The 26,646-nt window shown below is 68.7% G+C and carries 28 protein-coding genes; 19 read left to right on the forward strand and 9 right to left on the reverse strand.

Annotated elements, in window-relative coordinates; all coding sequences use genetic code 11:
- The first annotated feature begins 33 nt into the window (after positions 1-33).
- The 16 genes from O5K31_RS03645 to folP all read left to right on the forward strand — a co-directional run bounded on the left by O5K31_RS03645 (position 34) and on the right by folP (position 14,683).
- Positions 34-804 (forward strand): YebC/PmpR family DNA-binding transcriptional regulator, encoded by a 771-nt coding sequence (locus tag O5K31_RS03645; RefSeq protein ID WP_269715936.1) that lies wholly within the window; start codon positions 34-36, stop codon positions 802-804.
- Between the two features lie 178 nt (positions 805-982).
- Positions 983-1,573: a crossover junction endodeoxyribonuclease RuvC gene (ruvC, locus tag O5K31_RS03650; RefSeq protein ID WP_442867771.1), complete on the forward strand. Its 591-nt coding sequence runs from the start codon at positions 983-985 to the stop codon at positions 1,571-1,573.
- Complete coding sequence (ruvA, locus tag O5K31_RS03655) at positions 1,570-2,184, forward strand: Holliday junction branch migration protein RuvA (protein WP_269715940.1); 615 nt, start codon at positions 1,570-1,572, stop codon at positions 2,182-2,184. The genes ruvC and ruvA overlap by 4 nt, the downstream gene beginning before the upstream one ends.
- The gene (ruvB, locus tag O5K31_RS03660; RefSeq protein ID WP_269715942.1) at positions 2,181-3,203 is read left to right on the forward strand and encodes a Holliday junction branch migration DNA helicase RuvB; all 1,023 of its coding nucleotides are present in this window, start codon (positions 2,181-2,183) and stop codon (positions 3,201-3,203) included. The genes ruvA and ruvB overlap by 4 nt, the downstream gene beginning before the upstream one ends.
- Positions 3,200-4,072: an FtsW/RodA/SpoVE family cell cycle protein gene (locus O5K31_RS03665; protein WP_269715944.1), complete on the forward strand. Its 873-nt coding sequence runs from the start codon at positions 3,200-3,202 to the stop codon at positions 4,070-4,072. Before ruvB ends, O5K31_RS03665 begins: the two co-directional genes overlap by 4 nt.
- Entirely contained in the window at positions 4,069-4,515 is a 447-nt protein-coding gene (gene ybgC, locus O5K31_RS03670; protein WP_269715946.1) for a tol-pal system-associated acyl-CoA thioesterase, read from the forward strand. The genes O5K31_RS03665 and ybgC overlap by 4 nt, the downstream gene beginning before the upstream one ends.
- Before the next feature lie 112 nt (positions 4,516-4,627).
- Complete coding sequence (gene tolQ, locus O5K31_RS03675) at positions 4,628-5,320, forward strand: protein TolQ (RefSeq protein WP_269715949.1); 693 nt, start codon at positions 4,628-4,630, stop codon at positions 5,318-5,320.
- Between the two features lie 3 nt (positions 5,321-5,323).
- Positions 5,324-5,815 carry a protein TolR gene (gene tolR / locus O5K31_RS03680; RefSeq protein ID WP_269715950.1) on the forward strand — a complete coding sequence of 164 codons (492 nt, stop codon included), beginning with the start codon at positions 5,324-5,326 and terminating at the stop codon, positions 5,813-5,815.
- 2 nt (positions 5,816-5,817) lie between these two features.
- Positions 5,818-6,639: an energy transducer TonB gene (locus O5K31_RS03685; RefSeq protein ID WP_269715953.1), complete on the forward strand. Its 822-nt coding sequence runs from the start codon at positions 5,818-5,820 to the stop codon at positions 6,637-6,639.
- A 22-nt stretch (positions 6,640-6,661) separates the two neighbouring features.
- Positions 6,662-7,960 (forward strand): Tol-Pal system beta propeller repeat protein TolB, encoded by a 1,299-nt coding sequence (tolB, locus tag O5K31_RS03690; RefSeq protein ID WP_269715955.1) that lies wholly within the window; start codon positions 6,662-6,664, stop codon positions 7,958-7,960.
- 165 nt (positions 7,961-8,125) lie between these two features.
- The gene (gene pal / locus O5K31_RS03695) at positions 8,126-8,680 is read left to right on the forward strand and encodes a peptidoglycan-associated lipoprotein Pal (protein ID WP_269715957.1); all 555 of its coding nucleotides are present in this window, start codon (positions 8,126-8,128) and stop codon (positions 8,678-8,680) included.
- Positions 8,681-8,805: 125 nt separating this feature from the next.
- On the forward strand, positions 8,806-9,663 hold the full coding sequence (ybgF, locus tag O5K31_RS03700) for a tol-pal system protein YbgF (protein WP_269715959.1): 858 nt from the start codon (positions 8,806-8,808) through the stop codon (positions 9,661-9,663).
- Positions 9,654-10,865: a tRNA lysidine(34) synthetase TilS gene (gene tilS, locus O5K31_RS03705; RefSeq protein ID WP_269715961.1), complete on the forward strand. Its 1,212-nt coding sequence runs from the start codon at positions 9,654-9,656 to the stop codon at positions 10,863-10,865. Before ybgF ends, tilS begins: the two co-directional genes overlap by 10 nt.
- Positions 10,866-10,948: 83 nt before the next feature.
- On the forward strand, positions 10,949-12,829 hold the full coding sequence (gene ftsH / locus O5K31_RS03710) for an ATP-dependent zinc metalloprotease FtsH (protein WP_269715963.1): 1,881 nt from the start codon (positions 10,949-10,951) through the stop codon (positions 12,827-12,829).
- A 16-nt stretch (positions 12,830-12,845) separates the two neighbouring features.
- Positions 12,846-13,862, forward strand: a complete 1,017-nt coding sequence (locus tag O5K31_RS03715) for an alpha/beta fold hydrolase (RefSeq protein ID WP_269715965.1) — start codon at positions 12,846-12,848, stop codon at positions 13,860-13,862.
- A complete protein-coding gene (folP, locus tag O5K31_RS03720; RefSeq protein ID WP_269715967.1) occupies positions 13,859-14,683 on the forward strand; it encodes a dihydropteroate synthase in 825 nt (274 codons plus the stop codon). Before O5K31_RS03715 ends, folP begins: the two co-directional genes overlap by 4 nt.
- On the opposite strand, the gene O5K31_RS03725 is transcribed toward folP, so the two are convergent.
- The 5 genes from O5K31_RS03725 to O5K31_RS03745 form a co-directional block, all read right to left on the reverse strand.
- A complete protein-coding gene (locus O5K31_RS03725) occupies positions 14,659-15,639 on the reverse strand; it encodes an SRPBCC family protein (RefSeq protein ID WP_269715969.1) in 981 nt (326 codons plus the stop codon). The genes folP and O5K31_RS03725 overlap by 25 nt on opposite strands.
- A gap of 2 nt (positions 15,640-15,641) precedes the next feature.
- The gene (locus O5K31_RS03730; protein ID WP_269715970.1) at positions 15,642-15,944 is read right to left on the reverse strand and encodes an ArsR/SmtB family transcription factor; all 303 of its coding nucleotides are present in this window, start codon (positions 15,942-15,944) and stop codon (positions 15,642-15,644) included.
- A 364-nt stretch (positions 15,945-16,308) separates the two neighbouring features.
- Positions 16,309-17,265, reverse strand: coding sequence for a DUF4167 domain-containing protein (locus tag O5K31_RS03735; protein ID WP_269715972.1), 957 nt, complete (start codon positions 17,263-17,265; stop codon positions 16,309-16,311).
- 257 nt (positions 17,266-17,522) lie between these two features.
- Complete coding sequence (gene prmC / locus O5K31_RS03740) at positions 17,523-18,386, reverse strand: peptide chain release factor N(5)-glutamine methyltransferase (protein ID WP_269715974.1); 864 nt, start codon at positions 18,384-18,386, stop codon at positions 17,523-17,525.
- Positions 18,387-18,467: 81 nt separating this feature from the next.
- On the reverse strand, positions 18,468-18,890 hold the full coding sequence (locus O5K31_RS03745) for an organic hydroperoxide resistance protein (RefSeq protein WP_269715976.1): 423 nt from the start codon (positions 18,888-18,890) through the stop codon (positions 18,468-18,470).
- A 151-nt stretch (positions 18,891-19,041) separates the two neighbouring features.
- On the opposite strand from O5K31_RS03745, the gene O5K31_RS03750 reads away from it, so the two are divergent.
- Positions 19,042-19,488: a MarR family winged helix-turn-helix transcriptional regulator gene (locus O5K31_RS03750; RefSeq protein ID WP_269715978.1), complete on the forward strand. Its 447-nt coding sequence runs from the start codon at positions 19,042-19,044 to the stop codon at positions 19,486-19,488.
- A gap of 172 nt (positions 19,489-19,660) precedes the next feature.
- On the opposite strand, the gene O5K31_RS03755 is transcribed toward O5K31_RS03750, so the two are convergent.
- On the reverse strand, positions 19,661-20,419 hold the full coding sequence (locus O5K31_RS03755; protein ID WP_269715980.1) for an MOSC domain-containing protein: 759 nt from the start codon (positions 20,417-20,419) through the stop codon (positions 19,661-19,663).
- A gap of 85 nt (positions 20,420-20,504) precedes the next feature.
- Between O5K31_RS03755 and O5K31_RS03760 the strand changes: the two genes are divergently transcribed.
- Positions 20,505-21,680, forward strand: a complete 1,176-nt coding sequence (locus O5K31_RS03760) for a YihY/virulence factor BrkB family protein (protein WP_269715982.1) — start codon at positions 20,505-20,507, stop codon at positions 21,678-21,680.
- 37 nt (positions 21,681-21,717) lie between these two features.
- Entirely contained in the window at positions 21,718-22,236 is a 519-nt protein-coding gene (locus O5K31_RS03765; RefSeq protein ID WP_269715984.1) for a GNAT family N-acetyltransferase, read from the forward strand.
- 104 nt (positions 22,237-22,340) lie between these two features.
- Here the strand turns inward: O5K31_RS03765 and prfA are convergent, their stop codons facing one another.
- From prfA to ispG, 3 genes are all read right to left on the reverse strand, one after another.
- Positions 22,341-23,417, reverse strand: a complete 1,077-nt coding sequence (gene prfA / locus O5K31_RS03770) for a peptide chain release factor 1 (protein WP_269715986.1) — start codon at positions 23,415-23,417, stop codon at positions 22,341-22,343.
- A 57-nt stretch (positions 23,418-23,474) separates the two neighbouring features.
- On the reverse strand, positions 23,475-25,418 hold the full coding sequence (locus tag O5K31_RS03775; protein ID WP_269715988.1) for a TonB-dependent receptor: 1,944 nt from the start codon (positions 25,416-25,418) through the stop codon (positions 23,475-23,477).
- Between the two features lie 73 nt (positions 25,419-25,491).
- Positions 25,492-26,634: a flavodoxin-dependent (E)-4-hydroxy-3-methylbut-2-enyl-diphosphate synthase gene (gene ispG, locus O5K31_RS03780; RefSeq protein WP_269715990.1), complete on the reverse strand. Its 1,143-nt coding sequence runs from the start codon at positions 26,632-26,634 to the stop codon at positions 25,492-25,494.
- Between the last annotated feature and the right edge of the window lie 12 nt (positions 26,635-26,646).

Below are 26,646 nucleotides of genomic sequence, written 5' to 3' on the forward strand. Positions count from 1 at the left end.
CAACTCCAATATTCGAGAGCTAAGAGCCCGAGCATGGCCGGCCACTCAAAATTCAAGAACATCATGCACCGCAAGGGTCGCGCCGACGCGGTGCGCTCCAAGCTGTTCTCCAAGCTGTCGCGGGAAATCACCGTGGCCGCCAAGAGCGGTCTGCCCGACCCGGCCATGAACCCGCGTCTTCGCCTGGCGGTGAACAACGCCAAGGCCGAATCCGTCCCGAAAGACGTCATCGACCGCGCCATCAAGAAGGCCGCCGGCGGCGAAATCGACGCGATGGAGGAGATCCGCTACGAGGGCCGCGGTCCCGGCGGCGTCGGCATCATCGTCGAAGCCCTGACTGACAACCGCAACCGCGCCGGCGCCAACATTCGCTCGGCCTTCGCCAAGAACGGCGGGGCCTTGGGCGAAATGAACTCGGTCGCCTTCATGTGGGACCGGGTGGGCAAGATCACCTATCCCGCCGAAGCAGGCACCGAAGACGCCGTCATGGAGGCCGCCATCGAGGCTGGCGCCCAGGACGTCGAGAGCGATCTGGTCAAGCCCGACATCTACGAAGACGCCCCGGGCCACACGATCTGGACCGCCTTCGAGGACCTCAACGACGTGGCCGAGGCCATGTCCAAGGTGCTGGGCGATCCCAAATCCACCGCCATCGTCTGGAAGCCCCAGACCGAGGTCGAGGTCACTGGCGACGCGGTGAACACCCTGATGAAGCTGCTTGACGCCCTCGACGCCGAAGACGATGTCCAGACCGTCTATTCCAACGAGAGCATCTCGGACGAGGACCTGGCCAAGCTGGGCTGATCCCCTGCGTGCTTCGAGACGCGCTGCGCGCTCCTCAGCATGACGAGTTTTGTTGCTCTCTGAATCCGTCATCCTGAGGAGCGGCCGAAAGGCCGCGTCTCGAAGGATGCGTGGCGTCGGAACCCTTCCCGCCGCCATTAACTAAAAACCGCTTTCCCGCACGGTCTCTACGAGAGAAATTGCGGAACACATGACGAACGCGATTCGCATTCTCGGGCTCGATCCCGGCCTCCGGCGCACCGGCTGGGGCGTCATCGTCATGGACGGCTCGCGCCTGACCCATGTGGCCCACGGGGTCATCGCCCCCGACGAGGCCGCGGCCTTCGCGACCCGCCTGCTGACCCTGTTCGAGGGGATCGAGGCGGTGATCGCCGCGCACGCCCCCGACGAGGCGGCGGTGGAGGAGACCTTCTTGAACACCAACGCCCAATCCAGCCTCAAGCTTGGCCACGCCCGGGCCGCGGCCCTGATCGCGCCCGCCCGGGCCGGACTGCCCGTGGCCGAATACGCCAGCCGCCACGTCAAGAAGGCGGTGGTCGGCACCGGCGCCGCCGACAAGGACCAGATCGGCTTCATGATCGCCCGCATCCTGCCCGCCGCCAGCGGAGTCGCGGCCGACGCCGCCGACGCCCTGGCCGTGGCCATCGCTCACGCCCACGCCCGTGGCCGGGCCGCCGAGCCCGTCACGACCCGCGCGCCTGTCCGATCCCGCAAGGGCTCGTCCGGCGCGGCCTGGGAAGCGGCGCTCGCCGCCCGGGGGGTGCGATGATCGGCCGTCTGCGCGGCGCCGTCGCCGAGGTGGGCGAGGAAGAGGCCCTGATCGACGTCATGGGCGTCGGCTATGTGGTCCGCTGCGGCTCACGCACGCTTGGCCGCCTGCCGGCTCTGGGCGAGGAGACCCTGCTGCACATCGAAAGCCAGTGGAGCGAGAGCGCCGGCCTGCGCCTGTACGGCTTTGGCACCCGCGAGGATCGCCGCGCCTTCGTCCTGCTGCAGGCGATCCAGGGCGTGGGTCCCAAGGCCGCCATGGCGGTGCTGGACGTGCTGACCCCCGCCGAACTGGCCGGCGCCGTGGCGCGCGAGGACAAGGCCGCCGTCGGCCGCGCCCAGGGCGTGGGTCCCAAGCTGGCGCTGCGCATCGTCACCGAGCTGAAGGACAAGCCGATCACCGACGGGCCGATCAGCTTCTCGTCGTCGGCCGCCCCGTCGCCCGTCGCCGCCAAACCGTCCGCTTCGGGCGAGGCCGTGGTCGGCCTGATGGGCCTGGGCATCGCCGAGGCGCAGGCCCGCCGCGTGGTCGAGGCCGCCGCCATCCGCCTGGGCGAGGAGGCTGACGTCTCGGCCCTGATCAAGGCCGGTCTGCAGGAGCTTGGCCGGTGACGCGCATCGTCTCCGGCGAGCAGGCCCCGCTCGAAGCCTCGGACAAGGCCCTGCGGCCCCAGACCCTGGCCGAGTTCGTGGGCCAGGCGCAGGCCAAGGCCAATCTGAAGATCTTCATCGAGGCCGCGAGGGGCCGGGGCGAGGCCCTGGATCATGTGCTGCTGTTCGGACCTCCGGGGCTGGGCAAGACCACCCTGGCCCAGATCGTGGCCCGCGAGCTGGGCGTGAATTTCCGCGCCACCAGCGGCCCGGTCCTGGCCAAGGCCGGGGACCTGGCGGCGATCCTGACCAATCTGGAAGCCAACGACGTCCTGTTCATCGACGAGATCCACCGCCTGCCGCCGAACGTGGAGGAGATCCTCTATCCGGCCATGGAGGATCACGTGCTGGATCTGGTGATCGGGGAGGGGCCGTCGGCCCGCTCGATCCGTATCGATCTGGCGCCCTTCACCCTGGTGGCCGCGACCACGCGGGCCGGGATGCTGGCCACGCCGCTGCGCGACCGTTTCGGCATTCCGGTGCGGCTGGAGTTCTATACGCACGAGGAGCTCAAGCACGTCCTGCTGCATGGGGCCCGCAAGATGGGCGCGCCCCTGGCGGAGGACGGCGCCATGGAGATCGCGGCCCGCGCTCGCGGCACGCCCCGCGTGGCCGGCCGTCTGCTGCGCCGGGTGCGCGACTTCGCCACCGCCGACGGGGCGACCGTCATCGACAAGGGCCACGCCTCGCGCGCCCTGGCCCGGCTGGAGGTGGACGAGGTCGGTCTCGATAGCCTGGACCGCCGCTATCTGCGCGCGCTGATCGAGCACTACAACGGCGGCCCGGCGGGTGTTGAGACCCTGGCCTACGCCATCGCCGAGGCCCGCGACGCGGTCGAGGACGTGATCGAGCCCTATCTGATGCAGCAGGGCTTCATCCAGCGCACCCCACGCGGCCGCGTGGCCTGCGCCAAGGCCTACCTCCACATCGGCCTGACCCCGCCGCCCCAGCCAACCCCGCAGGGCGGGCTGTTCGAATGACCGGCCGGCCGGCGGCTCAGCTCTGGGCGTTGCTGGCCTTGCAAATCGGCCTGACGCTGGCGGCTTCGCTGCTCGCCATCAGAGCCGCGGGCGCTTCATCTCTCATGTTGGCGGTTCAGGCTGGGGCAGGGGTCGTCGCCGTCATCCTGCTCATCGCCGCCGCCCGATGGGCCCCGGCGCGGGACGGCGCCCAGACGACGCTGGTCATGGCGGTCTGCCTGGGCGTGCTGATCCTGACCCTTCTGTTCGGCATCACGGTCGATGGCGCGACCCGGTGGATCGCCATCGGCCCGCTGCTGCTCCATCTGGCATCTATTTTCCTTCCAGCGGCGGTCTGGACCTTCGCCTTGCGCCCCGCCACCCTGCCGAGCCTTCTGCTCTGCGCCGGGATCGCCGCCGTGCTCGCCGCGCAGCCGGATGGCGGTGCGGCGGTCGCCTTCGCCTTGGCGGTCGTAGCTCGGCTTTGGGTTCATCGAGCACGTCTCGACCTCGCCTCCGCCGCCGTGGCCCTTATTGCGGCGGTTTGGGCCTGGACGCGGCCGGACAGCCTGCTGGCGGTCAGCTACGTGGAGGAAGTGGTCTCGACCGCCTTCGCGGCCTTGCCGGTGGTCGGGGTGTTCGCCGGCCTGATGCTGGCGCTGCTGCCGGCGCCCTTCCTGATTGCGGGCTTTAAGACGACGTCGGCCGCACCCCTGGCGCTAGGCGCCCTCTGGGGCGGCTTCATCCTGGCCGGGATCTTCGGCAACTTCCCGACGCCGGTGATTGGCTATGGCGCCTCGCCCCTTCTGGGCTGGTGCGTTTCGTTTGGCCTGCTGCTGGCGCATCTAGCCGGGGCCAAGGCCTCCTTGTCAGCCGAGGGACGCCCATGACCGAGCCCACCTCCGGCGCCCTGCATGGGCGCGAGCATCATCTTCCGGTGCGGATCTACTACGAGGACACCGATTTCACCGGGGTCGTCTATCACGCCAACTACCTGCGCTATTTCGAGCGGGGGCGGAGCGATTTCCTGCGTCTGGCGGGGGTGTCGCATACCGACCTGGCGGAGCGCGAGGACCCCGCCGCCTTTGTCGTCGTGCGCATGGAGATCGACTTCAAGCGCCCGGCCAAGGTGGACGACGCCCTGACGGTGGTGACCCTGTACGACGCCGTCAAAGGCCCGCGGTTGCTGGTGACCCAGAGGATCATGCGAGGCGAGGAGCTGATCGCTCAGGCGGCGGTGGAGGCGGCCTGCATCACCATGGACGGCCGTCCAAGGCGCCCGCCGGCCGGACTTGTGGAACGCCTGTCACCCTTGTTCGCTAAGCAGGCCTGAGCGCGGCGGGGCGGCGCAAAAGCCGTTTATCAAGCCACGCCATAGTTTCACCATCCCCCCGGGTCATGGCAAACGGACCCGAACCGACACTGATTCGCACGACGGAGACCGCATGGACACCGCAGCCGCCGCCAACTTCTCGTTCCTGCACCTGTTCATGCAGGCCGACTGGATCATCAAGCTGGTGATGATCGGGCTGGGCCTGGCCTCGCTCTGGTCCTGGGCGGTGATCCTGGACAAGACCTTCAAGTTCATGACCCTCAACCGCGAGGCTGACCGCTTCGAGGAAAAGGTCAGCGGCGGGCGCTCGCTGGAAGACGTCGCGGCCGAAGCAGGGACCAGCCCGACCCAGCCTCTGCCCAGGATGCTGGTCGGGGCGCTGAAGGAATGGCGCGACGCCCGCGCCAAGGGCCGCATGGACGACGCCCAGACGGCCATGCTGATCACCCGCATCGACCGCACCCTGGACAACACCATCGCCCGCGAGACGTCCAAGGCCGAGGACGGCCTGGGCCTGCTGGCCATCGTGGCCACCGCCTCGCCGTTCATCGGCCTGTTCGGCACGGTCTGGGGCATCATGAACGCCTTCCAGGCGATCGCCGCCGAGAAGAACACCTCCCTGGCCGTGGTCGCCCCGGCTATCGCCGAAGCCCTGTTCGCCACGGCTCTTGGCCTGATCGCCGCCATCCCGGCCTATATCGCCTACAACAAGTTCTCGACCGACGCGGCCAAGTTCGGCGGCCGGCTGGAGAACTTCGCCGACGACCTTTCGACCGCGATCCAGCGCCGCCTGGCGGAGCGCTGATCCATGGGCATGTCCTCCCACGACGCCTTCTCGACCAACAGCGGTCGGGGCCGGCGCCGGCGGGGCCGCCGTCGCGGCGCCCTGTCGGAGATCAACGTCACGCCGCTGGTGGACGTGATGCTGGTGCTGCTGATCATCTTCATGATCAGCGCCCCGCTGCTGACCGCCGGGGTCGAGGTCGAACTGCCCAAGACCGAAGCGGGCGCCATGCAGGACCAGAAGGAGCCGCTGACGGTCTCCATCCGCCAGGACGGCGCGGTGTTCGTGGGCGAGACCCAGATCGCCTTCGCCGAACTGGCCCCGCGCCTGAACGAGATGGCGGGCGAAGGCTCGGAGACCCCGATCTTCGTGCGGGCCGATGGCCGCGCCGCCTATGAGATCGTCGCCCAGGTCATGGCCTCGCTGTCCACGTCGGGCTTCACCAAGATCAACCTCGTCACCGAGACGGGCGGGCCGTCCTCCGGCGCGTCGGCGGACAGCCCCGAGGCGCCTTAAGGATGGCGCGTGAACGGTCCAACCGCACGCCGTTCCTGGCAGGGTCGCTGATCCTGCATGCGGCGGTGATCGGCTCGATGTTCGTCTCCTGGCCCTGGATGACCAAGAAGATGGTCGTCGCCTCGGTGCCGGTGACCATCGTCGCCGAAGGCCCGACCAACGTGCGCCCGGCTGTCCAGGGCCCGGAAGACCTGGCCGCCCAGACCGAGGACCCGCAGCCCGACGCCACGCCCGAGCCGGTGGCTCCGCCCGCCCCCGTGCCGGAGCCCGCGCCGCCGACCCCGTCCCCGCGTCCCTCGCAGCAGCCGGTTCCGAAAAAGCAGACCCCGGCTCCCGCGCCGCAAAAGCCGCAGCAGAAGCCCAACCAGGCCAAGCCCAAGGAAGACAGCTTCGACCTGGACGCCCTGGCCGCCTCGATCAACAAGGGCCGCAAGCCGGCGGGCAAGCCGAACTCCGGCGCCCAGCGCGGACCGTCCCGCGCCGAAACCGCCGTGCAGGCGCGCCCGGCCGCCGGCGCGGCGACGGGCATGACCGCCTCGCAGCTCGCCACCCTGGGGGCCCAGCTGGAGCGCCTTTGGAACCCCAATTGCGAGGTCGAGGGCGGCGCGGACGTCAATCTGGTGGTGCAGGCGACGATCTCGTCCACCGGCCAGCTGGTCGGTCAGCCGCGCGTGACCAGCGGCCTGACCGGCAACCCCATCACCCAGGCGGCAGCCACTCGCGCGGTCTCCGCGTTTGGACGTGCGGCGCCCTTCTCGGTGCCGCCGGGCTTCCGCCAGCAAGCGATCTCCTTCAGATTCAACGCCAAGTCGGCCTGCTCATAATTGGATAAGGACCGTTGACCCCATGAAAGCCCGCTTCGCCTTCCTCGCCGTGGCCGCAGCCCTCGTGGCCGGCATGGCCGCGCCGGCCGTGTCGCGGGCGCAGGAACTCGTGGTCGACGTTAACAAGGGCGCGGTCGCGCCCCTGCCCATCGCCGTGCCCAACTTCTCCGGCGCGACACGCGGCGGCGACATCGCCCAGGTCATCACCGGCAATCTGGAGCGCTCGGGCCTGTTCGCGCCGGTCGCGCCGTCGCGCTTCCCCGCCCAGAACCTGGATGTGAACATCCAGCCGGTGTTCGAGAACTGGAAGGGCGTCGGCGCCCAGGCCCTGATCAACGGTCAGGTGACGGTGGAATCCGACGGCCGCTTGCGCGTCGATTTTCGCCTGTGGGACGTCTATGCCCAGCAGCAACTGCTGGGCCTGCAATTCTCCGCCCCGGCCGAGAACTGGCGCCGGATCGCCCACAAGATCAGCGACGCCGTCTATGAGCGGCTGACCGGCGAGAAGGGCTATTTCGACACCCGCGTGGTGTTCGTGGCCGAGAGCGGGAGCAAGCTGAACCGTATCAAGCGCCTGGCGATCATGGATCAGGACGGGGCCAACCCGAACTACCTGACCGACGGCTCCTACATCGTCATGACGCCCCGGTTCTCGTCGAACAGCCAGGAGATCACCTACATGGCGCTGCGGCCCACGGGGTCGAGCCTGTACCTGTTCAACCTGGAGACCGGCCGTCAGGAGACCCTTGGCCGCTTCCCCGGCATGGTGTTCGCGCCGCGCTTCTCGCCCGATGGAACGAAGGTGGCCTTCTCGGTCGAGCGGGCCGGCAACAGCGACATCTATGTGATGGACCTGCGCAGCCGCCAGTCGACGCGGATCACCACCGACCCCTCCATCGACACATCGCCGTCCTTCTCGCCCGACGGGACCAAGATCGTCTTCAACTCCGACCGGGGCGGGGCGCCGCAGCTCTACATCATGAACGCCGACGGCTCGGGCGCGCGCCGCATCTCCTATGGCGGCGGCCGCTACACCACCCCCGTGTGGAGCCCGCGCGGCGATTTCATCGCCTTCACCAAGCAGGGCGGCGGGTTCTCCATCGGCGTCATGCGGCCGGACGGCTCGGACGAGCGCATCCTGACCTCGTCGTCCCTCGAAGAGGGGCCGACCTGGGCCCCCAACGGCCGGGTGATCATGTTCTTCCGTGAAAACGGGGGCGGCGCGAAGCTGTGGACCGTGGACATCACTGGCCGCATCCTGCGTCCGGCGCCCTATCCAGGTTCAGGTTCAGACCCGGCGTGGTCGCCGCTGCTGGATTAACTGCAACCTCTACCGCGCTCCCGCGTTGGGGGTCTGAGGAACCTTACAGCCATGTTTGTGACGTCTTCTGACGTCTTTGTGACCTGAGGTCTGACGTTTTGTCATGTCTAGGTAAACAAGCTTGAGTATAGGGTTCGCTGGACGTTTTTAGCTGAGGAGGAAGCGATGAGCTTCAACACCAAGCGCGCCGTTAAACTGGCGCTTATCGGCGTAGCCGCCGCAACTCTCGCCGCCTGCGCCTCGAAGCCCAAGCCGACCCCCGCGGCTCCCGAGGCTCCGGCTCCGGCCCCGACCGCTCCGGCCTATCCGACGACCCCGCCGCCTCCTGGTCCGGTGACCAGCGGCGCCGTTCCCGGCTCGGTCCAGGACTTCGTCGTCAATGTCGGCGACCGGGTCTATTTCGACCTCGACAGCTACTCGGTCCGCGCCGACGCCGAGCCGGTTCTGGCCGGCCAAGCCGCCTGGCTGGCCCGCTATCCGGCCGTGAAGGTCCGCATCGAAGGCAACGCCGACGAACGCGGCACCCGCGAATACAACCTGGCCCTCGGCGCCCGCCGCGCCAACGCCGTCCGCGACTTCCTGGTCGCCCGCGGCGTCGCCACCTCGCGCATCGAGACGATCTCCTACGGTAAGGAACGCCCGATCGACGGCGGTTCGGGCGAAGACGCCTGGGCCAAGAACCGTAACGCCGGCACCGCCATCACCGAAGGCGCGCGCTAAGCGTTCGCCGGTCCCTCGCGGACCGGAGAGACAAGTCGAGGCCGCTCCTTCACGGGAGCGGCCTTTGCTTTGCATGTTGGGCGACGCGCCGTAATTTCGTCCCCGCCTTCGCCGAAGAGAGTCCGATGAAGCTCAAGTCCGCCGCCTTCGCCGTCCTGCTCGCCACCTCCGCGCTGACCAGCGCGGCGGCCATCGCCCAGACCCCGCTGCCCCTGGAGGCCGATCCGCTGGACGACCGTTCCGCGCGGCGGGTCGAGCGCATGGAGAAGGTGGTCCGCGAGCTGCGGTCCATCGTCTTCCAGGGCCGCGACACCGGAAAGCCGGTGGTGGTCCAGCCGGCCGAAACCGAGGCCATGATCCAGACCATGGCCACCCGGGTCACGGACCTGGAGGAGAGCCTGACGCGCCTCAACAGCCAGAACGAGACGCTGGGCTTTGACCTGACCCAGGCCAAGCGCGAGGCGTCCGACGCCAAGGCCCAGGTCGCCGCCCTGACCGAACGGCTCAACGCCATGGAGCAGAAGCTGGCCGCCGCGACGGTCGCGCCCGCCATGGCCGAACCGGGCGAGCCGGGCGGGCTGCCCATGGCCACGGACGCTGATCCGGAAGCCGCTTTCCAGTCGGCCCGCCAGCTGCTGCTGAACGGCGACTATGACGGCGCCGAGCGCGCTTTCGCTGGCTTCGTCGAGCAACACGGCGACAGCCCCAAGGGCGCCGAGGGGCGCTACTGGCTGGCCGAGACCCTGTATGTCCGCCAGGCCTATGCCGACGCCGCCGGCGCCTATATCGGCGCGATCCGCGGCTGGCCCAAAACCGCCTGGGCGCCCGACGCCGTGGTCAAGCTGGCTCGCTCGCTGGCGGCCATGAACCGGGCCGCCGACGCCTGCAAGACCCTGGACGAGCTCCCCAAGCGCTATCCGAACGCCTCGGCGGCGGTGAAGAGCCGCGCGGCGACCACCCGGACCCAGGCCAAGTGCGCCTGACGTCGGCGCTGGCGGCTTTTGACCGCCGGCTGCTGTCCGACGTCTCCACCCCGCTCGCCGTCGCCTTTTCGGGGGGCGGCGACTCCCTGGCCCTTCTGCTGATCGCCGACGACTGGGCCAAGGCCCACGGCCGGCGTCTGGTCGTCCTGACGGTCGATCATGGCCTCAATCGCGCCAGCGCCGACTGGACCCGCCGTTGCGCCGAGGTGGCGGCGAGGCTGGGCCATACGTTCCGAGCCCTGTCGTGGACCGGCGACAAGCCTTCCTCGGGCTTGCCCGCAGCCGCCCGCAAGGCCCGGCACGCCCTGCTGGCCGTCGCCGCCCGCGACGCTGGTGCGCGGGTGATCCTGCTGGGCCACACCGCCGACGACCTGGCCGAGGGCGCGGCCATGCGGGCCGAGGGCTCCACCGTCTCCGACCCCCGCGAATGGTCGCCGTCGCCGGCCTGGCCGCAGGGGCGAGGTATGTTCCTGCTGCGGCCGCTGCTGGGCCTGCGCCGGGCGGAAATCCGCGACTGGCTGCGCGACCGGGGCCAGGACTGGATCGACGACCCGGCCAATGAGGACCCCCGCTTCGCGCGCAGCCGCGCGCGCGCCAGCCGGCCGCCGCTGAGCGAGGCGGAGGAGCCGGTTAGCAGCGGCCCAGCCGCTGACCCCGAGGCCGCCCGCTGGGGCCTTCTGCGGCTTCCTCGCGACCTTGGCGCCCACAGCCTCGCCGCCGCCTGCCTGAGCGCCGCCGGGACGGACAGCCCGCCTCGCGGGGAGCGGCTGGAGCGCCTGATGCGCCAGGTCCATGGCGGCGAGGCGTTCACGGCGACCCTCGCGGGCGCCCGCATCGAGGGAGAGGGCGGCGGCCTTAGCATCGCCCGCAACGCCGGAGAGGCGGCGCGGGGCGGCTTGGCCCCCATGCCGCTCGCACCGGGTCAGGCCGCCGTCTGGGACGGCCGCTTCGAACTGATAGCGCAGGAGCCGGGGTTTACCGTCGGCCCGTTGAGGGGCCTGAGCGCCGGCCTGCCGCCCGTGCAACGGCTAGCCCTGAAAGCCGTCCCGGCCATCGCTCGGCCTGCTTTGCCCATTGTGTTCAAGATGGACGGGGCAATCGCCTGTCCGCTGCTGGACGGCCAAACCCCAGTACGTGTAAGGGCTCTGGCCGCAGAACGGCATTCGGCCGCCTGCGGCCTAACGACCCGCGAACCGGCCTGAAACGCACACGTCCGTGGCGAAAACGGACTGGTCATCCTATCTTGCGAAGGTCGCCCCATTGGGCGGGAGAAGATTGAACAGCCATGAACCTGCGTAACCTGGCCATCTGGGGCGTCATCCTCGTCGTAATGATCGGCGGCTATAGCGTCGTCACTCAGGGCTCGCGTAGCGGCGGCTCGGCCGGCGAGATCACCTATTCGGAGCTTCTGCGTCGCATTGACCAGGGCGGGGTGAAGAGCGCCGTGATCCACGGGCAGGTCGTCGAGGCGCGCGGCGCCGACGGCAAGGCCGTGACGGTCATGGCTCCGCCGAACTCGGAAGACCTGATCAAGCGTCTGGAGGCGCGGGGCGCCGACATCCAGATTAAGTCGCCGGGCGGCAACACCCTGCTGACCATCCTGTTCAACATGCTGCCGATCCTGCTGCTGATCGGGGTGTGGATCTTCTTCATGCGTCAGATGCAGGGCGGCGCCCGGGGCGCCATGGGCTTTGGCAAGTCCAAGGCCCGCCTGCTGACCGAGAACAAGAACCGCGTCACCTTCGACGACGTGGCCGGCGTGGACGAGGCCAAGGAAGACCTGACCGAGATTGTCGACTTCCTGAAGGACCCGGCCAAGTTCCAGCGCCTGGGCGGCAAGATTCCCAAGGGCGCGCTGCTCGTGGGCCCTCCCGGCACGGGTAAGACCCTGCTGGCTCGCGCCGTCGCGGGCGAGGCGGGCGTGCCGTTCTTCTCGATCTCGGGTTCGGACTTCGTGGAGATGTTCGTCGGCGTCGGCGCCAGCCGCGTGCGCGACATGTTCGAGCAGGCCAAGAAGAACGCCCCCTGCATCATCTTCATCGACGAAATCGACGCCGTCGGCCGCCACCGCGGCGCCGGCCTGGGCGGCGGCAACGACGAGCGCGAGCAGACCCTCAACCAGCTGCTGGTGGAGATGGACGGCTTCGAATCCAACGAAGGCATCATCCTGATCGCCGCCACCAACCGTCCCGACGTGCTGGACCCGGCCCTGCTGCGTCCCGGCCGCTTCGACCGTCAGGTCGTGGTGCCGAACCCCGACGTGACGGGCCGCGAACGCATCCTGCGCGTCCACATGAAGAACGTGCCCCTGGCCGCCGACGTGGACGTCAAGACCCTGGCCCGCGGCACTCCTGGCTTCTCGGGCGCGGACCTGTCGAACCTGGTCAACGAGGGCGCCCTGATGGCCGCGCGCAAGAACCGCCGCATGGTCACCATGAACGACTTCGAGATGGCCAAGGACAAGGTCATGATGGGCGCCGAGCGCCGGTCGCTGGCCATGAACGACGAAGAAAAGAAGCTGACCGCGTATCACGAGGGCGGCCACGCGATCATCGCCCTGAACGTTCCCTGCGCCGACCCGGTCCACAAGGCGACCATCGTCCCGCGGGGCCGCGCCCTGGGCATGGTGATGCAGCTGCCGGAAGGCGACCGCTATTCCATGAAGTACCAGCAGATGACCAGCCGTCTGGCCATCATGATGGGCGGCCGGGTGGCCGAGGAGCTGATCTTCGGCAAGGAGAATATCACCTCGGGCGCCAGCAGCGACATCAAGGCGGCCACCGATCTGGCCCGCAACATGGTCACGCGCTGGGGCTATTCGGACAAGCTGGGCACCGTGGCCTATGGCGACAACCAGGAAGAGGTGTTCCTGGGCCATTCGGTCGCCCGCACCCAGAACATCTCGGAGGCGACGGCCAAGCTGATCGACGCCGAGGTCAAGCGCCTGGTGGACTATGGCCACGACGAGGCGCGCCGGATCCTGACCGAGCGGATCGACGACCTGCACACCCTGGCCAAGAGCCTGCTGGAGTACGAAACCCTCAGCGGCGAAGAGATCAACGGCGTGCTCAAGGGCATCAAGCCCAACCGCGACGAGCCGGAAGTGAAGCTGCCGGGCAATCCGACGGTTTCGGTGCCGATCACCTCGACACCAGCCACCGCCTGATGCGTTAAGGGGGAGCATGAAGCTCCCCCTTTTCTTTTGCGCCCTGGCGCTGGCGGCGGCCCCGATGACGGGACAGGCCCAGACGGCGGCCCCGCAGCCCATCGGCGCCGCGCTGGAGCGCTATCCCTATCCTCATCCCGTGGCGTTCCTGCCCGTGGTCGTCGAGGCCGACGGCAAGCGGGTGGAGACGCGCCTGGCCTATATGGACGTGGCCCCCACTAGCCTGGCCAACGGGCGCACGGTGCTGTTGCTGCACGGCCGCAACTTCCCGGCCAGCTATTGGGCGCAGACGATCAAGGTGCTGACCGGCGCCGGCTATCGGGTGATCGCGCCCGACCAGGTCAATTTCGGCAAGTCGGGCCGGGTGGACGGCATGGCCGTCAGCTTCGACGCCATGGCGCAGCATACGTGGGCGCTGCTGGATCACCTGCGGATCGAGAAGGTGGATGTGGTCGCCCATTCCATGGGCAACATGGCCGGGACGCGGCTGGTGCTGGCCCATCCGGGCCGGGTCGGCAAGCTGGTCATGTACGCGCCCATCGGGCTGCAGGACTACCGTCCACTGACGCCGCCGACCGATCCGGAAGCTGCTGTTCGCGCCGAGAGCGCCAAGGACGCGGCGGCCTATCGCAAGGAGTTGGTCGGCTCCTACGGCCTGGCGTCTTCCGAGGTGATCGAGTCGTTCGTGGCCCTGCGCGAGGACCTTCGCGCGTCGACCGACTGGCCGCTTTACGTGCGCACGTTCAACGCCAGCGCCGTGGCTATCCGTGACCAGCCGGTGGTTCAGGAGCTGCCCCGGGTGGTGACCCCGACCCTGTTCCTGGTCGGAGAGACCGACCGCGCCGCGCCGGGCAAGGCCCACGCGGCCGAGGCCGACAAGGGCAAGTACAAGCCGGTGGCCGAACTGGCCCAGGCGATCGCCCCGACCATGCCCGCCGCCCAAGTGCAGGTGTTTGACGGGCGCGGCCACCTGATCCATCTGGAGGATCCGCAGGCCTTCCATAAGGCCGTCCTCGACTTTCTGGCCCAATGACCACACACGCTCGCCCCCTGGTGATGGGGATCGTCAATGTCACGCCGGACAGCTTCTCCGACGGGGGCAAGTTCGTGGGGCTGGAGGCGGGGCTGGCGCATGCGCGGCGGCTGATCGACGACGGCGCGGACATACTCGACATCGGGGGCGAGTCCACGCGCCCCGGCGCAGAGCCGGTCAGCGAGGCGGACGAGATCGCGCGGGTGGTCCCCCTGATCGAGGCGATCCGATCCGAGAGCCCCATCCCCATCTCCATCGACACCATGAAGCCCGCCGTGGCCCGCGCCGCCGCGCGCGCGGGGGCGACTATCTGGAACGACGTGACGGCCCTGGGTTTCGCGCCCGACGCGCCGGCCATGGCCGCTGAGCTGGGCTGCGAGGTCGTGCTGATGCACATGCAGGGCGAACCCCGCTCCATGCAGTCCGCGCCGACCTATGACGAGGTGGTGGGCGAGGTGCTGGCCTTCCTCGCCGGTCGGGCGGGCGCGGCCATGGCCGCCGGCGTGGCGCGCGAGAAAATCTGGCTCGATCCGGGCATCGGCTTTGGCAAGACGGTTGAGCACAACCTGGCCCTGCTGGCGGCTCTGCCGCTGTTCGTGGACACCGGCTTTCCGGTCCTGCTGGGCGCGAGCCGCAAGCGGTTCATCCAGGGGCTGGATCCATTGGCGGCGGAGGCGACGGCGCGCTTGGGCGGGTCCCTGGCCGCCGCCCTGGCGGGCGCGCGGGCGGGAGTCGCAGCCGTCCGCGTCCATGACGTGCGCGAAACGGTTCAGGCCGTGACCGTGGATCAGGCGATCTACAGGTCCAGCGTGGCCCTGTAGGCCTTTTCCAGGGCTTCTTCACGGGTCTTGGCGCGGGGCGTGGCCCGCCCCTCGATGGCGGCGGGCAGGCAGTCCAGGTGCCAATGCCACCCGGCGCCGTAGCCGACGGCGTCCTCCGCATTGATCCCCACGTGCTCCATCACCAGGCGACAGCCGAGTTCGTGGGGCTCCAGCCTGAACGAGACCTGGGTTGCGACGCCGCCCTCGGGCCATGTGAAGGCCAGATGCCTGGGCGGGTCCCAGGCCAGCACCTCGCCATCGACGCCGTGGTCGTAGTCCGGCCAGAAGTTATGGAAGCGACCGCCGACGCGGGGCTCGATCTGGCTGGTTCCGGCCTGCATCCAGCGCGACCAGCCTTCGGGGGAGGCGAGGGCGTCCCACACCGCTTGAGGCGAGTGGCGCAGGATGCGCACGAAACGCAGGGCCAGCTGGCCGTCGATCTCGACCTTGCGGCCGTCGAGGCTGGCCTCCTCGCCAAAGCGTTCGGCATAGTCGTCGCGGATGGCGCTCCAGTTCATGCCGCCCCAATCGACGCTCCCGCCGTCCAGGTGGGCCTCCAGGCTCCGCAGGATCATCGTCCAGCCGGCGGCGGTGCGCGGTGCGTCCTCTGGAGCCGGGAAGATGTTGGTGAGCGTCAGCAGGGCGCCGTCGCCGTCGGGCTGAAGCTCCCAGCGCACGATGGTCCCCGGCATCACGTTGTCGACCCAGCTGTGCTCCAGCACATAAGGCGGCTGCAGCTTCAGGACCTTGCCCTCGCTCAGCATGTCGGTGTCAGTGAAGCGATAGGTGAACGGCCCGCCCTCGCTAAGGGCCGGCTCGCCCATCCATTCCACGCCCAGCCAGTCGGCGATGCGCTCGGGGATGGTCAGGGCCGCCCAGACCTTCTCCACCGGCTGGCGAAAGCGCCGGGACAGGACCAGAGTCGGGCGGGCGCCGGGCTTGAAATCGGCCTGCATGGTCAGGACTCCGTGTCGAGGTGGCGTTGAAGGGCGTCGAGGCGGCCGCTCCAGAAGCGGCGGAAGGGCGCGAGCCACTGGTCGAGTTCGGCGAGGGCCTCGGGACGAAGGCTGTAGAGCCGCCGCTGCGCGTCGCCGCGCACGCTGACAAGCCCGGCTTCACGCAGGACCTTCAGGTGCTTGGATACGCCCGGCTGGCTCAGCGACAGGGCGTGGACCAACTCGCCAGCCGATCGCTCGCCTTCGTTCAGAAGGGTCAGGATTTGTCGCCGATTGGGTTCAGCTAACGCCTCGAATATTTCCATGAAGCTATATAAGTCGATGGAAATCGAACTGACAAGGCTTCGCTGCTTCGCGCGGTTTGCTGCGAAGGGTGGGAGGGCGGCGGGGCGTCGGACCTTGGGTCTTCGGCAATGGGTTGGAGGAACGGGAAAGACAGATCCGACGCTCCGCGCGGGTCCTTGTCGTGGACGCTGCGATCGACGCCTTCGATGAGCAGGAAACCCGGCGCCGTCGGCCTCCAGGGGGAGCCCGCTCCCGCCGCCCGTCGGCACGTGGCCACGCGCCCTCCCGTGCGACGGGATGGGAGGAGAATACGGGAGCGCCGGAGGGTGGGGATAAGTCTCAAAGAGAAAGGGCGTCCTCCGGAGAGAACGCCCTTTGATCGTCCTAGGCTTCTTCGGCTTCCGGGGCGGAGGCCGGGGCTTCGCCCTCGCCGCCCTCGAAGCTGCGCGGAGCGCGGCGGCGGCGGGGTTTCTTGACCTCGCCGTCGGCGGCTTCCGGGGCGGGCGCCGGGGCGCGGCTGAGGAAGGCGGGGGCGTGGCTGACGGCGCCATCCTGGCCCCGCAGCTTCGGCGAGGGCTCGGAGGCCTCCACGGTCAGCGGCGCGGCCTGGGGTTCGATGACGGCCAGCGGGTCACGCTGTTCGCGGTCCTGGCGCTCGCCACGATCACGGTCGAAGCGTTCGCGGCGGCCGCCTTCGCGTTCGGCGCGGGGCTCACGAGGCTCGCGCGGTTCGCGGTTTTCACGCGGCTCCCGGTTTTCCTGGCGGTCACCGTTGTTCGCGCCGCCGTTGTTGTTACGGTCGTCGCGGTCACGCCAGCGGTCGCGGCGACCTTGGCCTTCCGGACGGTCGCCACGGTTTTCCTGGCGGTCGCGGTTCTCGTTGCGGTCGCCGCGGTTGTCGCGATCACGGTCGCGGAAGCGTGGGCGGTCTTCGCGCTGGCCGCCTTCGTTCTCGCCGCCTTCAGCGCCTTCGGCTTCCGCCTGGACGGGGGCTTCCGGCTGTTCTTCCGGTTCGGCCTCGAAGTCGATGTCGTAGTTGCCCAGCTGCTCGCGACCGACGATCTCGGTGACCGGGCGGTTGGGCTGGACCGCGCGGATGACGCGGAAATAGTGCTCTGCGTGCTGCAGGTAGTTTTCGGCCAGAACGCGGTCGCCCGCGGAGGCGGCGTCACGGGCCAGTTGCTGGTACTTTTCGAAGACGCTCTGGGCGGCGCCGCGCACCTTGATGCCTTCGGGGCCGTTCGAATCGAAGGCCCGGTTGGCGTTGTGCTGCGGTTTGCCGCCACCGCCACCGCCGCGATTGCGGCCGCGCTGACGCTTCATACCCTTGAAATCTCTCATCTTGCCTTGAACCTGTCCGCCGCCGGGCGCCTCTGGCGTCTCCGTGCGGCTGTGGTGCTCTTGAGCCGGGTTGGACCTTCAGGGGGTCCTAGTCGTGATCGAAGACGCTGGTTTCCTTAAAATCTCACCCGCTCCAGCGCTCGGCGGGTGATGAGACCGCGTGCGCTTGCCGGAGGCGTTTGCATTCGCCGATTTGACGATTGCTGTGCCCGACACCGACGATTTGGTTGAGACGACTCTGATGTAGCGTCTCGTCCCTAAGTTTCCAAGGGCTTTTTCAATCCGGTCACCACGCGGTCCCGGTCCGAGAGGTCCTTGATCGTCCAGACATCGAGCCCGCCGGCCGCGTTGAACAGGGCCTCGACGTCCTTGGACTGGGTATGGCCGATCTCAACCGCGAACAGGCCCCCGGGCTTCAGGACGCGGAGGATTTCCGGGGCCAGCAGGCGGTAGGGCTCCAGCCCGTCATGACCGCCGTCGAGGGCCAGCCGCGGCTCATGGTCGCGCACCTCTGGCTCCAACGTGTCGATCTCGTGGGTGGCGATATAGGGCGGGTTGGAGACGACGATCTCGAAACTCTCGTCGCCCAGGCCCGCCGTCCAGTCGCCGCGCAGCAGGGCGACCTGGTTGTTGAGGTCCAGATTGGCGGCGTTCTCGCGGGCCACGGCCAAAGCTTCGGACGAGACGTCGATGCCCAGGCCCTTGGCCGCCGGGCGTTCGGCCAGGATCGACAGCAGGATCGCGCCGGAGCCCACGCCCAGGTCCAGCAGGTTGAAGTGCTGGTGCTCGGTGGTGCGCTTGAGCACCAGATCGACGATGACCTCGGTGTCGGGACGCGGGGTCAGCACGTGGCTGTTCACCGACAGCATGACCTTCCAGAAGCCCTTGCGGCCCAGGATGTGGCTGACCGGCTCGCGGCGCAGGCGGCGCTCGATATAGCCGTCGAGAGTAGCGGCCTGCTCTGCGGTCAACTCGCGATAGGGGTCGGTGATGATGTCGGTGCGGCTGGCGTCGGCGGCGACTTCCAGCAGCAGGCGGGCGTCGATCACGGGGCTGTCGATGCCGCCGTCCGTCAGCCGCTGCTTGGCGGCCGTCCAGGCTTTCACGAGGGTCTGGGTCATGAGCGTTGAATGCCTCCGTCGCGGAAAGGACGCAAGGCAAACCCCTCCCGCCGAGGCGAGAGGGGCGCTGTCATTCAGTCCTCAGCCGATGCTGAGGCGCACGTCCAGGTTGCCCTTGGTGGCGTGCGAGTAGGGGCAGACCACGTGGGCGGCGTCGACCAGGGCCTTGGCCGTGTCGGCGTCGACGCCCGGCAGGGTGATCTTCAGCGCCACGTCCAGGCCAAAGCCCTGGCCGTCGTCACGGGGACCGATGCCCACGGTGGCGGCGACGGTGGTTTCGGGCGAGACGGCGATCTTTTTCTGGCTGGCCACGAACTTCAGGGCGCCTAGGAAGCAGGCGGCGTAGCCGGCCGCGAACAGCTGCTCGGGATTGTTGCCTTCGCCGCCGGGGCCGCCGAGTTCCTTGGGGGTGACCAGGCTGACCGACAGGGCGCCGTCGGTGGTGGCGGCGGAGCCGGTGCGGCCGCCGGTGGCGACGGCTTCGGTGCGATACAGAACGTTCATGGCGTGTCTCCGTTTTCGAGAGTGGCGGGGCGACGGGCTCCGCCTTCGCTCTCGATTAAATCGTACACGATATAAATACCCTTCCGTCGCCCGATGCAAGGGGGTAGGGCGAATATTTTGCGCACGATCTTTTCGTGATTATATGACGACCATGAGCGACGCCGACGATCATCTCCGCCTCGACGACCAGCTGTGCTTTGCGCTGTACTCGACGGTCCATGCCCTGAACCGGGCCTACAAGCCCCTGCTGGAGCCGCTGGGCCTGACCTATCCGCAGTACTTGGTGCTGCTGGTCCTGTGGGAGGACGGGGCCCAGACGGTGGGCGGCATCGGCGAGCGGGTGGGGTTGGAATCCAGCACCCTGACGCCCCTGCTCAAGCGCATGGAGAGCGCGGGCCTGATCAAGCGTGCCCGCAAGCCCGAGGACGAGCGCGTGGTGCAGATCACCCTGACCGAGGCCGGCAAGGCGCTGAGGGACAAAGCCAAGGCGGTGCCGCCGGCGCTGCTCTGCGCCATGGGCGGTGACCTGGAGACGGTGGTGAAGCTGCGCGCCGAAGTGACCCAGCTGCGGGGGGCGTTGGCAGCGGCGGGTCAATAACCGCAACCAGGGCGATTCCGGCCTTTTAACCGCCTCCCTCGCCCCTGTGGCGAGGGTCCCTGTGTCCGCTTCGCCGACGATGATCGTCCTGGCGCGCCCTGCCGGTTGAAACAGGGACCCCAGGCACAAGGCCTGGGGAGGCGGAATCATTTTGGGGTTGGGAGATGGCTGCCTAGGCCAGCTCAACCTCATCGCCTTCGGCCACGCGCCCGCCTTCGAGCACCCGGACATAAAGCCCGCAGAACATGTGGCCGTAGTTGTCGAACAGGGCCTTCACCAAGTCGAGGTCGCGCTCGGCGGTGGTCGGGTTCACGTGGGTGGCGGCGCAGCGGACGATCGGCTTGATGCCTTCGACCATGGCTCCGCCGATGGTCAGGGTGCGGTTGGTCCAGTCGTTCTCGACCCACGGCTCCCAGCCCTCGACATAGACATTGCCGCGAAAGCGCATGGGATCGAGGGGGCGGCCGATCCTGGCCTCCAGGTCGCGCACGCTGGCCAGGTTGATGATCGAGACGAAGCCGGACTTGCTGTCCATGAACCGGTGCAGGCGGGGGGCCTCCAGCACGCGCAGGGGGCCGTTGACCCGATCGCCCAGCAGGGCGGCCAGCCAGGCGGCGAAGGCCTCACGGCCCGCCGTTTCCGACAGGCGGCCTTCGAAGTCGGGCGCGCCATCGGCGCTGGCCCGCAGGGTGGCGGTCGCCTCGTCATAGGCGGTGTGGGCGCCGGCCACGGCGGGGATCTTGGCCAGGACCGTGAACTTCATCTTGGACAGATGGGCGGGCGCGGCGGGGTCGAAACCGCTGGGGCCGTCCTCCACCGCAAAGAGTCGGTCGCACGGGAAGGACTCGCCCGCGCGCAGGTCGGCGGTCGTCAGGCGTTCGGGCGTGAAGCCCTTGATGGGGTGGCGGTAGAGGGACGCGATCTTGGCCATGGCGCTTCCCCAATGCCTTCGCGCCGTCTTGCCCGCAAGCGGAACGGCCTGGCTTGAGGGGTGTTTGACTGCCGGAGGGTGAACCATGGACCGCAAGCGCGTCGCCAACCTGATCCCCTGGGCGGGGCTGCTGGCCGCGGCGATCCTGTGGCCCAGGAAGGACAAGGCCATACCCGCCGAGCCGGTCCCGGGGCTTAGCGAGCAACGCGTCCTGCCGCCCCACGACTTCGACGCCCACGAGCCCCGGCGCGGCCGGGCGGCGCTCAAGCCGCGGCACATCCCCCTGCTGGGCTGGCGCGACATCCTGTGGCGCACGATCCTGGAGATCACCGCCGATGGCCTCCCGGCCCTGGCAGGCGGGGTGACCTTCTACGCCTTGCTGGCGATCTTCCCGGCTCTCGGCGCCTTCGTCTCGGTCTATGGCCTGTTCGCCGACGTGACGACTGTCCAAAAGCAGCTTCAGGAAATGGCGGTGGTCTTCCCGGCCAGCGTCGTCGAGATCGTCGGCGAGCAGATGCTGCGCCTGGCCGGCCAACAGGAAGAGAAGTTGGGCCTGGCCCTGGTTATCAGCCTGCTGCTGTCGGCGTGGAGCGCCAACGCCGGCATGCGGGCGCTCTTCAACGCCTTGAACGTGGCCTATGACGAGGTGGAGAAGCGAAACTTCGCCGTGGTCACGCTTCTGACCTATGGCTTCACCGTCGCCGCCCTGGCGGTGGTCGTCATCGCGTCGGGCCTGCTGGTCGCCGCCCCGTTCGCGCTGGAATGGGTCGGCTTCAGCCAGGCGGAGCTTTGGTGGATTCCCCTGCGATGGGTCGCCGTGGCGGCGTTGGCGGCCTTCGCCTTCGCGGTGCTCTATCGCTACGCCCCTTGCCGGGCGCGGGCGCGCTGGCGGTGGGTGCTGATCGGTGCGGCGTTCGCGGCGACCTTCTGGCTGGTCGGGTCGCTGGGCTTTTCCTGGTACGTGAACACCCTGGCCCACTACGACGCGACCTACGGGCCGCTGGGGGCGATTATCGCCTTCATGGTGTGGGTGTGGTTCTCGGTGATGGCGGTTCTGCTGGGCGCCGAACTGAACGCCGAGATCGAGCACCAGACGGCCATTGATTCCACCACGGGACCTGAACGTCCCATGGGTGAGCGCGGCGCCGTGATGGCCGATTCCGTCGGGCTGGCCTTCCATCCCCTGGCGTCCATGAAAAAGGAAATGCAGCGTGCGCGCCGCATAGCCGGCGGAGCCTGGACCCGCGTTCGGCGGCGCTAGGCTTGCGTCTGGCCGGGTCGGTGGCTAGGTCGCGGCCATGCTGATCTTACCCGCCGCCGAAGCCGACCTCGACGCCGTCGTGGTCCTGGTCAATTCCGCCTATCGCGGCAAGTCCGAGGGCTGGACGACCGAGGACGACTATATCGACGGCCAGCGCACGGACGGGGTCATCCTGCGCGCCGACCTGGCGGAGAACCCGGATGCGGTGCTGTTGCTTCTCCGAGACGAGGCGGACGGCCCGATCCTGGGCACGGTGTGGCTGGAGCCGGCGGGCGAGGAGACGTGGTATCTCGGCATGTTCACCGTGCGCCCGGACCTGCAGGGCGGCCAGCGGGGACGCGGCTTCCTGGAGCGGGCTGAGGCCTATGCTCGCGAGCGCGGCGCCCGGCGCATGAAGATGACCGTCGTCAATGTCCGCGACACCCTGATCGCCTGGTACCAGCGGCGCGGCTACGCCCTGACCGGCGAGACGCAGGCCTTTCCCTATGGCGACGAGCGGTTCGGCAAGCCAAAGCGCGATGACCTGTTCTTCGTGGTGATGGAGAAGGGGCTGTAGCTCCAACCGCTCATCCCGGCGAAGGCCGGGACCCAGATTCATCTAGAGCCTCAGCAGGGCTTCACCTGGGCCCCGGCCTTCGCCGGGGTGAGCGGAATGGGGGCTCAGCCGAAGCTGTCTTCCAGCGACGCCAGCCTTGCCGCCTGATCCTCTGCGATCAGGGGTTTGATGATGTCGTCCAGGGCGTCGCCCTCGATCACCCGCGCCAGGTTGTAGAGCGTCAGGTTGATGCGGTGGTCGGTCACCCGGCCCTGCGGGAAATTGTAGGTGCGAATGCGCTCGGAGCGGTCGCCGCTGCCGACCTGGCTCTTGCGGGCGTCAGAGCGGGCGGTGTCCAGGGCCTCGCGCTGCATGTCGTACAGCTTGGCCTTGAGGTTCTTCATGGCCCGGGCGCGGTTCTGGTGCTGCGACTTTTCCGAGGAAGTCACCACCACACCGGTGGGCAGGTGAGTGATGCGCACGGCCGAGTCGGTCTTGTTGACGTGCTGGCCGCCGGCGCCGGACGAGCGATAGGTGTCGATCCGCAGGTCGCTTTCGTTGATCTCGATCTCCACGTCCTCGGCCTCGGGCAGGACGGCGACGGTGGCGGCCGAGGTATGGATACGGCCTTGGGCTTCGGTGGCCGGTACGCGCTGCACGCGGTGAACGCCGCTCTCGAACTTCCAGCGGCCGAACACGCCGTCGCCGGTGACCGAGGCGATGATTTCCTTGTAGCCGCCCATTTCGCCTTCGGAGACGCTGTCGATCTCTACCCGCCAGCCCTGCAGCGAGGCGTAGCGCTGGTACATGCGGAACAGGTCGCCCGCGAACAGGGCCGCCTCGTCGCCGCCGGTGCCGGCCCGGACTTCAAGAATAGCCGAGGCGTTCTCGTCCTTGTCCTTGGGCGCCAGCATAAGGGCCAGGTCGCGCTGCATCTGCGGCAGGCGCTCGTCCAGGGCGGCCAGCTCGTCGCGGGCCAGGGCCGCCATCTCGGCGTCGCCGGCCTTGAGCATCTCTTCCAGGTCGGCGCGTTCGGCCTCGGTCTTGGCCAGGGCCTCGACGGCCTCGGCCACGGGCTTGAGCTCAGCATGCTCCTTGGAGAGCTTGACGATCTCGCCGCCGTCGGTGGCCGCGCCCATGCGGGCTTCGACTTCGCGGAAACGGTCAAGGACCTGATCGAGACGGGCTTGGGGCAGACGCAAGGTGACGGGCCTTCAAATTGGGCCTCGCGTCTTACTGCATCGCCCCCGCCGCCGCCACTAGAAGGTCTGGGTCAGCACCAGCCGGAAGCGCCGCTGGGGGGTGTAGTCGAGGGTCTCGGCCCCGTTCACCGTCAGGCCGTAGTCGTTGAACAGGTTCAGCACCTGGGCGCGGAGGGTGGTGCGACCGCCATAGATCGGCAGGCGATAGCGAAGGCCGGCGTTGACGGTCAGATCGGCCGCCAACTGCGCCTGCTCGCCGTCCGCCGACAGGGCCGAACGGAAGGGCCGGCGGCCGGTGTAGTCGGCCCCGGCGTCCACGGTCAGGCCCGGGATGGCGACGACGGCGTAGCTGACATTGGCCACGGCCTGCAGCTTGGGCACGCCCACAGGGCGCGGGCCGAGGGCGGCGGTCGGGCCACGATCCAGGTGCGGGTCGATGTAGACCCCGCCCAGGACGACGGAGAGGTTCTTGCTCAGCTTGCCCGACAGCGAGCTTTCGATCCCCCGATGCCGCACGTCGCCGATCAGGCGGTATTGGTTGGCGGGATCGACGCCGGCATAGGGCTTTCGCGTGTCGAAGCCGGCGATGATCAGGCTGAGGCCGGGCGAGATGGCATAGCGCAGACCAAGCTCCCGCTGGGTGACCAGGATGGCGTTGAGCACCTGGTTGCGGTTGGCGGCGGAGCTGGGGGCGGTTCCCGCCTCTTCCAGGCCCCGGCTGTAGCTGCCGTAAAGGTCGACGCCACGCGCGACGCTGACGGCGCCGCCGAGGTTGTAGAGCAGGGGCGAGGAGCTGGAGCTTTGCGCCGCGCCGGTCGCCGGCTGGAAGGTCTTTTCATAGTCGGTGCGCAGGACGCCCATATTCAGGGTCGCGCGGTCCTTCCAGCCCAGCCGGTAGGAGACGCCCAGCCCCGTCTGGTCGATGCGGTCGCGCAGGGTCGGGCCGGCGCCGGACAGGTCCAGCGGCGTGGCGCGGGTCGGCGCGGCGTGGACGTCGAGCGCCCCAAGCTCGGCGATGCGGTCGCCGCCGAAATGATTGCGCGACCAGCGGCTGCGGGCGGTGAAGGTGACGCGATGGGCCAGGGTCTGGGTCTGGCGCGTCCAGGTCGCCCGCGCCTCGCCCGACCAGGCGGTGAACCGGCGGTCGCGAGAGGCGACGATCAGGCTGCGGGCGGCGACGCCGTCGTCGTCCACGCCCAGCAGAAGCTGGCTGTAGGAGCGGCCGGGGTCTTCCTGCGAGAACACGCCGTTGACGCCCAGCGACCAGGCGTCGGAGAGCGGCGTATCGACCAGCACGCCGGCGATGCGGCGCTGGCCGCGCTCGATGGCCCAGTCCTGGCCGAGGAAATCGCCGCGTTCGAGTCTGGGCCGCGCCTGCGGATCGGCGAAGGTGAATCGCAGGCGGCTGTTGCGCTCATAGTCGTACTCGCCGCCGAAGACGCGCAGCGTGGCCGGCCCTACGGACAGGCGGGTCGTGCCGCCCAGCAGCCAGGACTTGCCGTCTGATCCGCCCTGGTTGTCGTTCTTGTCGAAAACCAAACCCAGGCCCAGCGAGGCCGAGAAGCGGTTGTCCGCCGAACGATGCCGCAGGTTCATGTCGAGATAGGGCTGCACGAATTCGTCGAGGCCGCCGGTGAGCAGGCTGGGCTCGCCTCTTGCCGGATCGCGCAGGCGAAAGTCCACGACCCCAGACGGTCCCGGATAGTCCAGCGACAGGGTGTTGAGCCCGATGCGGACAGTGGTGGTGTCGACGAAGAAGTTGGAGACGCCGGAGCTTTTGACGAAATAGGCGCCGTTGACGCGGTAGTTGCCCGCCGCTTCCAGATCAAAGCCCCGGACGGACGTGGCGTCATAGATGCCCACCGCTTCGTCGCCATTGGCGAAGCCGAAGGCGTCGTCGGCCGCCGTGACGGGATTGGCGCTGGCCTGCGCCAGGGCCGTCACTGGCGCCAACAAGGCGCAGCCGCCCAGGGTCAGAAGTCCGAAAAGCTTGGTGTTCATGTCGCCCCCGAAAGTTGAGGGGCGTCATATCGATCACGGGTTGGTCAGCGACCACCCGATCCTTGCTCGGTCTTTACTCCGCCGCGACCGCCGTCGCCGCCTTGGCGGCCTCGATCTCGGCGGCGCGCTTTTCGACCAGTTCGACGATGTGGTCGATCATGCCGTCATTGGACTGCTTATGGTCGGGCTTGCCGGCCATGTAGACCATGCCCGAACCCGCGCCACCGCCGGTGAAGCCGATGTCGGTCATCAGGGCCTCGCCCGGACCATTCACGACGCAGCCGATGATCGACAGGGACAGGGGTGTGGAGATGTGGGCCAGCCGCTCTTCCAGAGCCTCCACCGTCTTGATGACGTTGAAGCCCTGACGGGCGCAGGACGGGCAGGCGATGATGTTCACGCCGCGATGGCGCAGGCCGAGCGACTTGAGGATGTCGAAGCCGACCTTGATCTCCTCGACCGGGTCGGCGGCCAGGGACACGCGGATAGTGTCGCCGATGCCGGCCCACAGCATGGAGCCCATGCCGATGGCGCTTTTGACCGTGCCGGTGCGCAGGGCGCCGGCCTCGGTCACGCCCAGGTGCAGGGGGCAGTCGATGGCCTCGGCCAGCTGCTGATAGGCGGCCACCGTCAGGAACGGGTCGGACGCCTTCACGCTGATCTTGAACTCGTGGAAGTCGTGGTCCTGCAGGATGCGCGCGTGGTTCAGGGCGCTTTCGACCATGGCTTCGGGGCAGGGCTCGCCGTAGCGCTCCAGCAGTTCGCGCTCCAGCGAGCCGGCGTTGACGCCGATGCGGATGGAGCAGCCGTGGTCCTTGGCGGCCTGCACGACCTCGCGCACGCGGTCGGCGCTGCCGATGTTGCCCGGATTGATGCGCAGGCAGGCCGCGCCCGCCTGGGCCGCCTCGATGCCGCGCTTGTAGTGAAAGTGGATGTCCGCCACCAGCGGCACCTTGGCCGCCTTGGCGATGGTCTTGAACGCGGCCGTGGACTCCACGTCGGGGCAGGAGACGCGGACGATGTCGGCGCCGGCCTCCTCCAACTGACGGATCTGGTCGATGGTGGCGGCCGCGTCGGCGGTCACGGTGTTGGTCATCGACTGGACGCTGATCGGCGCGTCGCCGCCTACCTCGACGGAGCCGACGCGGATCTTGCGGCTCTTGCGACGCTCGATCATCCGCCAAGGGCGGACGTGGGTATGGTCCTGGACGCTCATGTCGCGCGGAAC

This window comes from Caulobacter sp. NIBR2454, assembly GCF_027474405.1.
Taxonomy (GTDB): domain Bacteria; phylum Pseudomonadota; class Alphaproteobacteria; order Caulobacterales; family Caulobacteraceae; genus Caulobacter.